The organism is Pseudomonas sp. P42, assembly GCF_017973755.1.
In the GTDB taxonomy this organism is placed as follows: Bacteria; Pseudomonadota; Gammaproteobacteria; order Pseudomonadales; family Pseudomonadaceae; genus Aquipseudomonas; species Aquipseudomonas iridis.
The window spans coordinates 183,439-196,016 of the sequence record NZ_JACOPU010000006.1 but is presented as its reverse complement, the minus strand read 5'-3'; the positions used below and the strand labels follow the sequence as shown (position 1 = coordinate 196,016).

Annotated in this window: 10 protein-coding genes; 3 read left to right on the top strand and 7 right to left on the bottom strand. The window is 59.3% G+C overall.

All coding sequences use genetic code 11. The features are described from left to right. Positions 1-281: 281 nt before the first annotated feature. Together H8B20_RS20335 and H8B20_RS20330 are read left to right on the top strand one after the other, a co-directional pair. On the top strand, positions 282-2,690 hold the full coding sequence (locus H8B20_RS20335; RefSeq protein WP_210624356.1) for a glucose/quinate/shikimate family membrane-bound PQQ-dependent dehydrogenase: 2,409 nt from the start codon (positions 282-284) through the stop codon (positions 2,688-2,690). Positions 2,691-2,785: 95 nt separating this feature from the next. Continuing rightward, complete coding sequence (locus H8B20_RS20330) at positions 2,786-4,075, top strand: carbohydrate porin (protein WP_210624355.1); 1,290 nt, start codon at positions 2,786-2,788, stop codon at positions 4,073-4,075. Positions 4,076-4,139: 64 nt separating this feature from the next. On the opposite strand, the gene H8B20_RS20325 is transcribed toward H8B20_RS20330, so the two are convergent. Next, positions 4,140-4,331 (bottom strand): hypothetical protein, encoded by a 192-nt coding sequence (locus tag H8B20_RS20325; RefSeq protein WP_047301057.1) that lies wholly within the window; start codon positions 4,329-4,331, stop codon positions 4,140-4,142. Positions 4,332-4,508: 177 nt separating this feature from the next. On the opposite strand from H8B20_RS20325, the gene H8B20_RS20320 reads away from it, so the two are divergent. After that, the gene (locus H8B20_RS20320) at positions 4,509-5,411 is read left to right on the top strand and encodes a bestrophin family protein (RefSeq protein ID WP_042559095.1); all 903 of its coding nucleotides are present in this window, start codon (positions 4,509-4,511) and stop codon (positions 5,409-5,411) included. Between the two features lie 55 nt (positions 5,412-5,466). On the opposite strand, the gene H8B20_RS20315 is transcribed toward H8B20_RS20320, so the two are convergent. The 6 genes from H8B20_RS20315 to H8B20_RS20290 form a co-directional block, all read right to left on the bottom strand. Beyond that, complete coding sequence (locus tag H8B20_RS20315) at positions 5,467-5,715, bottom strand: hypothetical protein (RefSeq protein ID WP_042559094.1); 249 nt, start codon at positions 5,713-5,715, stop codon at positions 5,467-5,469. 147 nt (positions 5,716-5,862) lie between these two features. Next, entirely contained in the window at positions 5,863-7,071 is a 1,209-nt protein-coding gene (gene chrA, locus H8B20_RS20310; RefSeq protein WP_210624354.1) for a chromate efflux transporter, read from the bottom strand. A gap of 218 nt (positions 7,072-7,289) precedes the next feature. Beyond that, positions 7,290-8,045: a bestrophin-like domain gene (locus tag H8B20_RS20305; RefSeq protein WP_210624353.1), complete on the bottom strand. Its 756-nt coding sequence runs from the start codon at positions 8,043-8,045 to the stop codon at positions 7,290-7,292. A 250-nt stretch (positions 8,046-8,295) separates the two neighbouring features. Beyond that, entirely contained in the window at positions 8,296-10,155 is a 1,860-nt protein-coding gene (locus H8B20_RS20300) for an ABC transporter ATP-binding protein (RefSeq protein WP_210624352.1), read from the bottom strand. A 248-nt stretch (positions 10,156-10,403) separates the two neighbouring features. Next, entirely contained in the window at positions 10,404-11,735 is a 1,332-nt protein-coding gene (locus tag H8B20_RS20295; protein ID WP_210624351.1) for an ATP-binding protein, read from the bottom strand. After that, positions 11,732-12,442: a response regulator gene (locus tag H8B20_RS20290; RefSeq protein ID WP_200614289.1), complete on the bottom strand. Its 711-nt coding sequence runs from the start codon at positions 12,440-12,442 to the stop codon at positions 11,732-11,734. The genes H8B20_RS20295 and H8B20_RS20290 overlap by 4 nt, the downstream gene beginning before the upstream one ends. Positions 12,443-12,578 lie beyond the last annotated feature (136 nt).

Genomic DNA, 12,578 nt, shown 5'->3' with positions numbered 1-12,578 from the left:
CGCCAGGATCGGCACCGGTGCAGGCATTCCACAATGATCTGAAACGCGGTCGAAAGGAATAATTGCAATTTCCATGGCGCGCCTGCGACGGGCGGCGCTCACCGCCGATTCTGCGCCTGTCGACAGCATTTGGCCAAACGGAACAAACGCTTAACGAGGTCCGAACCTTCCGATGGAGCGCTTGATTCGAGGGCGAACTACGCTTGAAGCGTGAAATTGTGTTTTAACTAGGTAGTTACCTAACTATATAATGGGCGCCTCATTTCAACGGGGCTCTCAACGTGAAGCAAAGTCAACGCGTCTCTGGCGTATCAAAATTCATTCTGATCGGGCTGGGTGTGATCATCGCCCTGCTCGGTCTGGCGCTGGCGGCCGGGGGCGTGAAGTTGGTCGGCCTCGGTGGTTCGTGGTACTTCCTGGTCGGCGGTGTGGCGATGGCCATCGCCGGTGTTCTTATCGCGCGCTACAAGCCGGCCGGTGCCTGGTTGTTCGCAGCGTTCCTGCTCGCAACCGCTATCTGGGCGGTCAGCGACGTGGGCCTGGTGTTCTGGCCGTTGTTCTCGCGTCTGTTCATGTTCGGCGCGGTCGGCCTGGCCGTTACGTTGGTCTACCCCCTGCTGACGCGTGCCAACGGTGGCGTGCCTGGTCGTGGCGCTTATGGCGTTGCCGCCGTATTGGCGGTGGCACTGGCCGTTGCCGCCGGCAACATGTTCGTCGCCCACCCTACCGTCGCAGCGACCGGCACTGGTCCGGGGCTCACCCCCGTGGAGCCAGAAAAAGCTCAGAAAGACTGGGCTCACTACGGCAATACCGAAGGCGGCAGCCGCTTCGCCGCGCTGGACCAGATCAACCGTACCAACGTCGACAAATTGCAGGTCGCATGGACTTACCACACCGGTGACGTCGCCGAGAGCGATGGCAACGGTGCCGAAGACCAGCTCACCCCGCTGCAGGTCGGCAACAAAGTGTTCATCTGCACCCCGCACAACAATCTGATCGCGCTGGATGCCGACACTGGCAAGGAAATCTGGAAAAACTCGATCAACGCCCAGTCGAAAGTCTGGCAGCGTTGCCGTGGCATGGCTTACTTCGACGCCACGGCGGCAGTCGCCAAGCCAGAAAACTCGCCGGTCGCTCAGGACACTGCCGCCGCCCTCCCTGCCCACTGCCAGCGCCGTTTGCTGACCAACACCATCGACGCACGCCTCATTGCTGTGGATGCCGACACCGGCGAGTTCTGCCGGGGTTTTGGCAACAACGGCCAGGTTGATCTCAAGGCCGGTCTGGGCAATGTCCCGGACAGCTACTATCAGTTGTCCTCCGCACCGCTGATGGCCGGGACCACCGTCGTCGTCGGCGGTCGAGTGGCCGACAACGTGCAAACCGACATGCCGGGCGGCGTGATCCGTGGTTTCGATGTGATGACGGGCGCCATGCGCTGGGCATTCGATCCGGGCAACCCGCAGGATCGCAACGCACCAGCCGAAGGCAGCACCTATGTGCGCAGCACGCCGAACAGCTGGGCGCCGATGTCTTACGACGCGGCGACCAACACCGTGTTCCTGCCGATGGGCAGTTCTTCCACCGACATCTACGGTGTCGAGCGCAGCAAACTGGATCACACCTACGGTGCATCGATCCTCGCGCTGGACGCCAACAGTGGTGAAGAAAAGTGGGTGTTCCAGACCGTTCACAACGATCTCTGGGACTTCGACCTGCCGATGCAGCCGAGCCTGATCGATTTCACCAAGGACGGCAAAACCGTTCCGGCGCTGGTCATCGGTACCAAGGCTGGTCAGATTTATGTGTTGGATCGCGCCACCGGCAAACCGCTGACCAACGTTGAAGAAGTACCGGTCAAAGCGGCCAACATCCCTAACGAGCCGTACTCGCCAACCCAGCCAAAATCGGTAGGCATGCCGCAGATCGGTGCGCAGCACCTGACCGAATCGGACATGTGGGGCGCGACGCCGTACGACCAACTGTTGTGCCGTATCGATTTCAAGTCGATGCGCTATGACGGTTTGTACACCGCGCCGGGCACCGACAAGTCACTGAGCTTCCCGGGTTCGCTGGGCGGCATGAACTGGGGCAGCATCTCCACCGATCCGGTGCATGGCTTCATCTTCGTCAACGACATGCGCCTGGGTCTGTGGATTCAGATGATCCCGTCGCAGAACAAGGCTCAGGCCGCTTCCGGTGGAGAATCACTGAACACCGGCATGGGCGCCGTGCCGCTCAAGGGCACGCCTTACGCGGTGAACAAAAACCGCTTCCTGTCGGTCGCCGGTATTCCTTGCCAGGCGCCGCCGTTCGGTACGCTGACCGCCATCGATATGAAAACCCAGAAAGTCGCCTGGCAAGTGCCGGTCGGCACTGTTGAAGACACGGGCCCGTTGGGTATCCGCATGCACCTGCCGATCAAGGTCGGTCTGCCAACCCTCGGCGGCACGCTGTCGACTCAAGGTGGCCTGATCTTTATCGCCGGCACTCAGGACTTCTACCTGCGCGCCTTCAACAGTGGCAACGGTGAAGAAATCTGGAAGGCGCGTCTGCCTGTGGGCAGCCAGGGCGGTCCGATGACTTACGTTTCGCCGAAGACCGGCAAGCAGTTCATCGTTGTCACCGCCGGTGGTGCTCGTCAGTCGACCGATCGTGGCGACTACGTGATGGCTTACGCGCTGCCGTAAACATCTGCGAGCCACTTCATTGCACTTGTGCGCGGCACCTTCGGGTGCCGCGCCGCTTTATGCCTATCGCTGTAGATTTCATCAGGAAAATTTCCATGTTTCGTTTTTCTCATATGGGCTGGCTCAACGGCGTGCTGTTGGGGCTGACCTGCAGCACCGCCCTGCCCGCCTTCGCCGATACCGGTTCGAACCTCTTGACCCGCAACACCCTGACTGGCGATTGGGGCGGCCTGCGCCACCAGATGGACGAAGACGGCATCAAGTTCACCGGCGATTACAGCGGCGAGACGGCCTACAACGCCGACGGTGGGCTGCATCGTTCGGCGCGCTACTCGCAGAACATCAAGCTGGGCGTGCAGTTTGACCTGAGCAAACTGTACGGCGTGGACAACGCCGGCAAGGTCCAACTGACCATGAACGACCGTCGCGGCAACAGCGCCTCTGAAGATCTGGTCGGCAACCGCCTGCCAATCCAGGAAAACTACGGTGGTCTCTACACCCGCCTGACCGAGTTGAGCTACGAACGCTCGCTGTTTACCCCGGCGCTGAACGTCAAACTCGGCTACATGGCCATGGGCAACGACCTCGGCGGGCTGGACAGTGGCATTCTCTGCAACTTCATGAACGCCGGTTTCTGCGGCCACCCGCTGAACATGTCCGGCGGCAGCGGCTGGACCAACTACCCCAACGCCCGGTTGGGTGTACGGGTGAAATACGACCTGTCGCCATCTTGGCAACTGCGTGTGGCCGCATTCAATGTCGACCCCGAAAGCAACGGTAACGCCAGCCGTGCCTGGCATCTTGGCCCGAAACACACGACGGGCACCGTAGTGCCGATCGAGTTGGTGTACAAGCGCGCAGGTGACTTGCCGGGTGAATACAAGGTGGGTTACTACTACGACAGCTCCGATGTAAAACGCATCGACAGCGACAAGGAAGAGTCCGGTCGCGACGGTCATTACTTGCTGGTCGATCAGGCGGTGTGGCGCTCGCAAGCGTCCGAAGGTCGCAGCCTGCACGCCTTCGGCCAATATTCGGCAGCCAGCACCGCCGCCTCGCCGTTCAGCAAGTGGTATGGCACGGGCGTGGTTCTGTATAAACCGTTCGAAGGCCGGCCGCGTGACACTGTCGCCCTCGGGTACGGCCGCGCTGTGCCCAACCCGCGCAGTCGCGATGTGCAACAAGACGCCGCACTGAACAACGGCACAGCGTTCCCGAATCTGGACAGCGCCGAGCAGTTGATCGAACTCGGTTACGGTTATCAGGCCACGCCCTGGCTGACCTTGCGGCCGAATATGCAGTACATCATCGAGCCGGGCGCTTTTTCCGGCCAAGACATCGACAATGCGCTGGTGTTTGGCTTGCAGGTGAAAGCTGCGCTCTGATTGGCCGATTGCAGACCCAAAAAAACCGGCGGAATGCCGGTTTTTTATGGCTCGATCATGTTGATCAGGGATGCTCGCTCGATACCGAATTATTCGCATCCACATCGCTCATGTCTTCCTCAAGCGGCGCTTCGTCGTCTGCTGGCAACGGGACCTCGGGGTCCTCGCGCCGCGGATCGTGTCCTGTCTCGTTGTCCGTGGTGCGAGTCACTTCCTGCTGAGACTTGTTGCCTGGCGCGTTTTCATCAATTTCCATGCTGGCTCTCCAACCGGGGCGCGGGAAGTCCGTGCTTGAAGTTCAGAAACGATCCGGTCTGAGGAGTGCCGCGTTCTGGACGAATGGACGACAGGTATTTCAATCGGCGAACCTTTACCCCGAAAACACCGTCCGAGCTAGGGCGTAAATGCTTACCGCTCGCCTCGAGGTTTCCGTTTGAAAGCTGCCATCATCAAAAAATACCGTCTGATCATCAAAACCATGGGCTATGTGGGCTGGGCCCTGTTTTGGCTATTGCTCTGGGATATCGCCGTCACCGTAGACTTCATGTTGTTTCTCAATGCCAAGATCAACCTGCCGCTGATGCCCCTGACATTGCTCGGTTCGGCATTGGTGGTGTTGATCAGTTTTCGCAACAGCAGTGCCTATAACCGTTGGTGGGAGGCGCGAACGCTGTGGGGCATGATGATCAACAGTTCCCGCAGCTACGCCCGGCAAGTGCTGACGCTGCTGGACGACACCGGCAGCGAGGTGAATCCGGTCAAATCAACCCTGCTGCGCCGTCATGTGGCCTATGTGAATTGCCTCGCGGCGCATCTTCAGGGCGAGCCTTGCCCCGAAGAAATTCGCGCGTTTATCCCTGCCGACGAGTTCGCCCGCAGCGGCACCACCAATAACTTCGCCAACGACATCCTCACCGGTTCCGCCGCCCTGCTGGCGAAAGAATACAAGGCCGGGCGACTGGACAGCATTCGCCTTGCGCGGCTGGAATCGACCATGGTCGATCTGTCCAACAGCCAGGGCGGAATGGAGCGGATCGCCAATACGCCGCTGCCGTACCCTTATGTGTATTTCCCACGGCTGTTTATTTCGCTGTTCTGCCTGATCGTGCCAGTGGGGCTGGTGGAATCCCTGGGCTGGTACACCCCGCTCGCCTCGACCGTGGTGGGCTTCATGCTGCTGGCCATCGAACGTATCGGCACCGATCTACAGAGCCCGTTTCGTCTCAGTGAACACCAGATTCAGATGGAAGCGCTGTGCGAAACCATTGAGAAAAACCTGCAGTCGATGCAGCGTGATTCCTTGGGTGATGTGCACAGGGTTGAGGAGCTGGCCTGAAGTGAAGCCAATGGCTAAGAAAGCTAGGGCGTAAAGCCCTAGCAGATGGCAGGTGTCACTTTTTCTTCTTTGCAGGCTTATCAGACTTCTCTGATTTCTTGGCCTTTTCTGGCTTGCTATCAGCCTTCTTTGCAGACTTCTTGGGTTCGGCGTCTTTCTTTTTGTCCTTCTTGTCGGAGGATTTGGAAAGCGTCGAAGCCGCCGCTGATTTTTTTGCCGGTGATGACTTTTTGTCTTTCAAGTCCTTGCTGGCTTTCGAAGCGTCACCTTTGCTTTTCTTCTCGTCTTTAGCCACGTTGATCACCTCTCGGAGGGTGCCGATATTGGCACATTGCCTGTGTGATTATTCACAAGCTAATCATTAGGTGAGCGAGCCCAAGAGCGGTTCAAATTTTTTATGCGTTGAGATCGGCTTTGAGGGATGCACCGTTTACTTGGCAGGTGACCTGATTCATACCAAGACACTCAACACCCACCCCGCCACCCCCGTGCCGATTACAACCAGCCACGCCGGCAACTTCCACACCATCAGCGCCATCAGGGCAACCAGTGCGAGGGCGAAGTCTTGCGGCTTGAGAATCGCGCTGGTCCACACAGGTTGATAAAGCGCGGCCAGCAATAGGCCAACGACGGCCGCGTTCACCCCGGCCAAAGCGGCTTGTGCACGCACGCTGCGACGTAAATGTTCCCAGAAAGGCAAGGCGCCGACGACCAACAAAAACGCTGGGGCAAAGATCGCCAGCAAGCAGATCATGGCGCCCGCCCAACCTGAAGGTGGGAAGCTCATGGAGGCGCCGAGAAACGCCGCGAACGTAAACAACGGACCCGGCACAGCCTGCGCAGCACCGTATCCGGCCAGGAACGTTTCGTTGTTGACCCAACCGGAGGGCACTACTTCTGCTTGCAGAAGAGGCAGAACCACGTGGCCGCCGCCGAATACCAGGGAACCGGAACGGTAGAAAGCATCGACCATTGCCAGGCTTTGATCGTTTACCCGTTCGGCCAACAACGGTAGCCCCACCAACAACAGAAGAAACAAGGCCAGCCACATCACTCCAGCTCTGCGGCTGATCGGAAAAGACAGCACGTCATGCTCGACACGTTGCGCGGGTTTGAACAGCATCAGCCCCAGCCATCCAGCCACGACAATCACGCTGACCTGCCCCCAGGCAGACGGCGCAAGCAACGCGACGCACGCGGCAATCACCATGAGGGTAATTCGCGGTACGTCCGTGCACAGGTTTCGAGCCATACCCCACACGGCTTGAGCAACCACCGCAACAGCCACGATTTTGAGGCCATGCAGCGCGCCGGGCGAAAGAACAGCGCCATAACGGGAAAGGCCCAGTGCAAACAAAATCATCAGCATCGCCGACGGCAACGTGAACCCGGCCCAAGCAGCGAGCGCACCGCGATATCCTGCGCGGGACAGGCCCAAAGCGATGCCGACCTGACTGCTCGCCGGTCCTGGCAGAAACTGACACAACGCGACCAAATCGGCATAGCTGCGCTCGGTCAGCCATTGCCGCCGGCTGACGAACTCATGGTGGAAGTAGCCCAAGTGAGCAATGGGACCACCGAATGAAGTCAATCCGAGCCGCAGAAAGATCAGAAACACCGACCAGGCACTGTTTCGTTCAGTCGTACAAGAGTCGGCCATGTACCCGCGTTCCTTCTTGAATAGTCGAGCAACGATAGCGTATTTCGATTTATTGAGAAGTTACAGGGTCATTGTTCCATTACCGTTAAAACGCTGGGGACGCTGATCAGCTGCTTCCTGCCGCACCACGTGCAACGGCTGGAGCATTGGCATCCGGGCCAGAGGAGTAACGAGTGGCCGAAAGCTGAGACTCAGAATGCGAACGCCCAACAAACCGCTTAGAGCTGCATTTCGGCGAGCGCCCTGCGCAGGGGCTCATCGGATATCTGGATAGGGCCGTGAAATGGCACATCCATGTCCAGAACGAGGTAAACAGAGGCCGCGATGAGCAATGACGAGACAATGAACATTCCAATCACCATCGAGTTCCGGGGAGCGCGGTATCCGAAACTGGCGAAGATGAGTGTCAGCCAGGCAACCAGCATCCCGATCAAAGGGCCCGGAATCGCGCCCTCTGACTGCTCGACGATCCTCCAGCGTTGCTCGATGATCGAATGATATTGCTGACGGATATCCTGAAGCATCGTTTCATGGAAGCGATCCGGTGGCTTTATGCCGGTCAACGACTTGCCTATGTCATCCAGGTATTTAGCCGCTTCGCTGTCGCGATGCTGCAAGGCCTCATCACCTCGATACGGAGTCTCGATAGCGCGCTCGATATAGGTGATCAGACGGTTGCGCGTGTCTTGTGTCGCCTCTCCATAGCCTCGTAGCGTCCGGTCAAAAATAATCAGACTGGTTGCATAGCCATGGAAGTTCGCATCTATGGACTCGTAGGTGTTTTTGGCGGAATTGATCATCAGACCAAAGACCAGCGACGTCATGACCACAAAAATGTTGGCGACCAGGCGAATGACGGTATTGGTCTCGTCATCCCGGTGGTGGGACGCCAGCTTGGGGTACCCATTCATCATGAAAAGCGAAGCAGCAACCAGGCACCCGAAAATGGCCAGGGCGATCCAGAGAGAGTTCATGCATCAGCACCCTGAGCAGTTGAGTCAAGTCTTGGAGCATAGACTGTCAGGCGTTCTCGGAGTTTCCCTGTTCAGACACAGGTTTGCCTGCTGGGGAATGACCGCGATGCTGAGTCGAAAGCCGGCGTTGGTGACTGGCAGGTACGCGTCGACCTCTGCCCAAAATTCTGGTTAACCACAGGCTACTGTCGGCCCATATAGAGGGCGCATGGACGGAACTCAATAAATCCGCGCCATGCGCCCTGGCATCTCAAGCCTGATCCAGTGCCTCGACCAACCCCTTGTCCTCACCCAGAAACCCGCCGCTTTGATGCTGCCAAAGCCGCGCGTACACGCCGTTCCTCTCCAGTAATTCGCTGTGGGTGCCCTGTTCGATAATGCGTCCGTCATCCATCACGATGAGCCGGTCCATGGCCGCGATCGTCGACAGCCGATGGGCGATAGCAATCACGGTTTTGCCCTGCATCATGTCATCGAGGCTTTCCTGAATGGCCACTTCGACTTCCGAATCCAGCGCGCTGGTGGCTTCATCAAGCAGCAGGATCGGCGCGTTCTTGAGCATTACCCGGGCAATCGCGACGCGTTGCCGTTGACCGCCCGACAGCTTGATGCCCCGCTCACCGACCAGTGTGTCGTAGCCGCTATGGCCTTGGCGGTCGCTCAGTTGACTGATGAACTCATCGGCCTGGGCGCTGGCGGCGGCGCTGCGGATTTGCGCATCGGTGGCGTCGGGACGGCCGTAGGCGATGTTGTCGCGAATCGAACGATGCAGCAGCGAGGTGTCCTGGGTAACCATGCCGATGGCACTGCGCAGACTGTCCTGGGTCACTTTCGCGATGTTTTGCCCGTCGATGCGAATCTCGCCGCTGTCGACGTCATAGAAGCGCAGCAGCAAGTTGATCAGCGTGGATTTGCCGGCGCCGGAGCGGCCGACCAGACCGATCTTTTCACCCGGGCGGATTTTCAGGCTGAGGCCATCGAGCACCTGGCGTTCGCCGTTGTAATTGAAGTGCACCTTATCGAAAGTAACGGCGCCGCCCTTGGTCACCAGTACACCTGCATCCGGCGCGTCCTGCACCTTGGCGCCTTGCGTCAGCGTGGCCATGCCATCCTGCACGGTGCCAATGCTCTCGAACAGCGAGGTCATCTGCCACATGATCCAGTTCGACATGCCGTTGATACGCAACGCCATGGCAGTGATTGCCGCCACGGCACCGGCACCGACATCGCCCTGGTGCCAAAGCCACAGGGCGTAACCACCCGCGGACATGATCAGCCCCACCACCAAGGCCTGGTTGACGATCTCGAACCTGCTGACGAGACGCATCTGGCGAAAACCGGTCAGCTTGAAATCTTCCATCGCTGCACGGGCGAAGTGCGCTTCACGATTGGAATGGGAGAACAGCTTCACCGTCGTGATGTTGGTGTAGGCGTCCGAGATTCGCCCGGTCATCATTGACCGCGCATTGGCCTGCTCCTGCCCGACTTTGCCCAGCCGAGGCACGAAGTACCACATGGCCAGCGCGAACAACACCGCCCAACCAATGAACGGCAGCATCAGTTTCAGCGCGAAGCCACCGGCCAGCGCGATGATCGCGATGAAATACACGCCGATCCCGGGAATGATCTCGATCAGGGTAAACAACACGTCACGCACTGCCAGCGCGGTTTGCATCACCTTGGTGGTGACCCGGCCGGAAAACTCATCGGAAAAAAACGAAAGGCTCTGCCGCAGCATCAGGCGATGGAAATCCCAACGCAGGCGCAACGGCAAGTTAATCGCCAATATCTGGTGCTGCACCATGGTGCGCAACGCAACCAGCCCGACACTGGTCACCATGACGATGCCCATGCCCCACAACACCCGACTTTCCTGCGCAGCCGCTTCGCCGCCCGCCTGCCAGGTCGAAAGCAGATCCACGACCTGCCCTAGAAAGGAAAACAGCCAGGCTTCGTAAATCGACACAGCGGCACTCAGCAGCGCAAGCAGCAGAATGTAACCGCGCGCGCCTCGCGTACAGGCCCACAGAAAACGCGCCAGGCCGTTGGGCGGCGGTGGTACCTCGTCAGGCGGAAAAGGGTCGAGTCTTCGTTCAAACGCACGAAGCATGGTGATCTCCAAAACTGTCAGTTGAGGAGATTCTGCCATTGAATGGTTGGCAGGAGGTCTTTGTGAAAAAGTGTGTGTCCGTGGGGACGGCTGTGGGCCATAAACTACAGATCGCTTTTCACGCAGCTTTCCAGCAGGTCGAATAATGCGCGTCTGTCCAGCTTAGGAATGCGATCCCATCGAATTCGTATAACCACGGAATGTCCTGGCGCTGATAACGGTGCCCCTGACAGCGGCTAAAGACGTGGTCATTGAATCGGCAACTCAACCCGTGCCACTAACCCGCCACCGCTGCGATTGCTCAACGTCAGTTCCCCGCCCTGCTCACGCACAATGGCCCGAGCCGCGGAAAGTCCGAGTCCGACCCCGCCGGTCTCGCGGTTGCGTGAGGTTTCGAGGCGTAAGAACGGATCGAACACGCGCTCCAGCGACTCTTCGGCAATCCCCGGCCCTTCGTCGCTGACCTCGATGCAGATCGTGTAGCCATCGCCGCTCAAGGCGATGCTCGGGTGTTGCGCGTACTTCTCGGCATTTTCCAGCAGGTTGACGATCACTCGTTTGATGCCAAGCGGCCGACCCTCATACACCCAGTGTGCCGGGCCGCTGTAATCGACGGCGATGTTCTGGTCACGGTAGTCATCGATGATGGTTTGCAGCAGTTCGGCAAGGTCAAACGCCGTGGTGGGCTCCCCATGGGTGTCCTCGCGAAAAAACGCCAACGCGGCGTTGATCATCGACTGCATTTCTTCGATGTCACGAATCTGTTTGCCTTGGTTATCCAGATCTTCCATGAACTCGCTGCGCAAGCGCATGCGGGTCAGCGGTGCGCGCAAGTCGTGGGAGATGGACGCGAGCATGTGCGTGCGTTCGCCGATGAAATGCTGAATCTGCGCCTGCATGGTGTTGAAGGCGATGATCGCCTGGCGGATTTCCTCAGGGCCTTCGATCTTGATCGGCGGTGCGCGCAGATCACCACCGAAACGCCGCGCGGCGCTGGCGAAACGTTGCAAGGGTTTAGCCAGTTGGCGCGTGGCGATCCAGGCCACCAGCAAGGTCGCGATCAGGCCGAGGGCGATAACCACCGCAATCCGCGTACTCGCCTCCAGCCCCCAAACCCGTTCCGGTGGGGTGAACGACAACCAACTGCCATCGACCAGTTGCACAAGTGCGGCATAGTGCGCCTGCGTGCTGTGGCTCGGCCAGTCGTCGGGGTTGAAGGCTTCCATGGTTCGGCCATCGGCCAACAGCAGTTGCAGCACCGGCACCCTGCCCGCTTCAACCGGATTGCCGCCCGCCGGCAGCCCGAAGTCGGCGCGCTGCGCTTTCCACGCCACTTTCAGCCGCGGGCTGCTTGCCGCGTCCGCCAACTGCGGGCGCAACGGTACCGGCGCGGCCTCGATCACGCGCACGGTAGCGGCAATCTGTTCCAGCAAACCGGTACGCTCAATCGGCGGACGCGCCCAGATCCCGGCGACCTGCACGAACAAGGCATTAAGGGCCAGCGACGTCAGCATCGCCGCGACGATAGTCAGGGCAATCCGCCGACTGAGGGTGTCGCGCCGCAGCATCCGGCGGATCACGAGCGGCTGACCTTGGCCGTGAACATGTAACCGCCGTTGCGAACGGTACGGATCAGGTCCGGACGTTTGCAGTCGGGCTCGATCTTGCGCCGCAACCGGCTGACCTGCACATCGATGCTGCGATCAAACGCGTCGTGGCCCTGGCCGTGGGTCAGGTCGATCAATTGCTCGCGAGTCAGAATGCGTTGCGGATGCTCAAGAAACACCACCAGCAAGTCGAACTCGCCGCCAGACAGCGGAATCATCACGTTTTGCGGTGAGCGCAGTTCGCGGCAGGTGATATCCAGATGCCAACCGGCGAAGGCAATCACCGGCCGGGACGGTTCGCTCGGCTGACTGGCCGGTTCGCTCGCGCGGCGCTGCACGGCACGCAGACGAGCCAGCAGTTCACGCGGTGCAAACGGCTTGGTGACGTAGTCATCCGCCCCCAGCTCCAGGCCGACAATGCGGTCGCTCAGTTCGCCCATAGCGGTGAGCATGATGATCGGAATGGCCATCTGCGCGCGCACTTTCTGGCACAGACTCAAGCCGCCCTCCCCGGGCAGCATCAGGTCGAGAATGATCGTGTCCGGTCGCTGCTGGTCGATCGCCGCCCACATCGCCTCGCCGTCCGCCGCTACATCGACTTCATAGGCGTGCTGGACGAAGAACTTCTTCAGCAGCGACAGAATTTCCACGTCGTCGTCGACGATCAGCAGTCTGCTCACGGGCACAGGATCCTCAATCCAGAAAAGAGCGCATCTAAAACCATTCTGGCGTCCGGGTCATTTATTTCAATCGAGCAACATTCCTTCGCCAGTGACATCAACCGGACATCGTCCGGCAAAAACCGTCCTGCATCCT